General features: G+C 31.2%; 2 protein-coding genes. Both read right to left on the bottom strand.

All coding sequences use genetic code 11. From position 1 onward, the window contains the following. Positions 1–22: 22 nt before the first annotated feature. The gene (locus tag ACFIK3_RS09575; RefSeq protein ID WP_015856199.1) at positions 23–346 is read right to left on the bottom strand and encodes a helix-turn-helix domain-containing protein; all 324 of its coding nucleotides are present in this window, start codon (positions 344–346) and stop codon (positions 23–25) included. 1 nt (position 347) lies between these two features. Then, on the bottom strand, positions 348–698 hold the full coding sequence (locus ACFIK3_RS09570) for a type II toxin-antitoxin system RelE/ParE family toxin (RefSeq protein WP_041581387.1): 351 nt from the start codon (positions 696–698) through the stop codon (positions 348–350). Positions 699–1,096 lie beyond the last annotated feature (398 nt).

The following is a 1,096-nucleotide window of genomic DNA, read 5'->3' as shown; positions in this document are numbered from 1 at the left end:
AAAAAGCTAATCATAAAGAAGTTTAAGAAGAAAAAACAACTTCAAAATGTCCTTCAAGCGTTTTAACTTCTTTCGGATTAACAATAATCTTTATATCGTTTCCCAATTTTGCCAAACACTCAAGCATTTTCATTTCACTAATTCCTCGAAATTCTCCACTTAAGAGTTTAGACAGTTTTGGTTGAGTCATTTTCAAAAGTTGACTAGCCTGTTTTTGTGTTAAGTTCTTTTCTTTCAGAATTTGACTAATCTTATGAGCAAGTTGCGCTTTGATAAGCATCTCTCTGGAATCTGAAAAGCCAAGATCCGCATAAACATTGGAACTACCGTGAAAAACATTGATCATTTTAATTCCCTTCTAATTGTTCTGCTAACTTGAGACGTTCTTTAATCAGATTAATGTCTGGTTTTGGTGTTGCAATGCCACGGGTTGATTTTTTCTGAAAACAATGCAACACATAAAGAGATTTTTTATATTGTATCGTATAAACAGCGCGATAAGTTCCTTGAATATCGCGTTCAATAATTTCTAGAACATTGGCAGATCCAAACCCCTTGAGAACCTTAACATTTTCTCCTCTATCTCCTATCTGAGCAAGATAAAGAGCATAACCAATCCTTTGTTGAATAAGATCAGGAAGACTTTTTATATCTTTGAGTGAAGAACCAAGCCATATGATACGTTTTATTTTACTCATGATTATTAATATACCCATATGGGTATATTTTCAAGTGGTTATTCTAATTTTGTGATTTTTTAATAACTATTATTAATAAAATTGACTTGATAAAAATGGTAACAAAAAACCATAATTGTTTATTTATCTTATGAAAAGCTGCTTTGTAAAAACCAACGCTTCCAAATGTAAAAAGAACGTTTTTTGCAGATATTTATTGAATATGCATTTGCTTTTGATTGGATTGTTAAAGCTACCGAGCATTTTGATTTGTTTGATACGTTTGATAGCCATAACAAGCGTTTATAGGCTCTGTAATTCAAATGAGTGAGTAAAAATCAAACGCATCATTTACATTCCTTTTGATAAGTTTTCATATCTCTCATAGAGCGCTTGCAATATGATACGTTTTGTATATA

Source organism: Bartonella sp. CB10SXKL (assembly GCF_042195515.1).
GTDB lineage: Bacteria > Pseudomonadota > Alphaproteobacteria > Rhizobiales > Rhizobiaceae > Bartonella.
Note: the sequence above shows the minus strand (reverse complement) of the source record. Positions and strands in the feature narration are given on the sequence as shown.

Coding starts and splice junctions, on each gene's coding strand:
- ACFIK3_RS09575 (WP_015856199.1), bottom strand. CDS start 346: ATGATCAATGTTTTTCACGGTAGTTCCAATGTTTATGCGGATCTTGGC.
- ACFIK3_RS09570 (WP_041581387.1), bottom strand. CDS start 698: ATGAGTAAAATAAAACGTATCATATGGCTTGGTTCTTCACTCAAAGAT.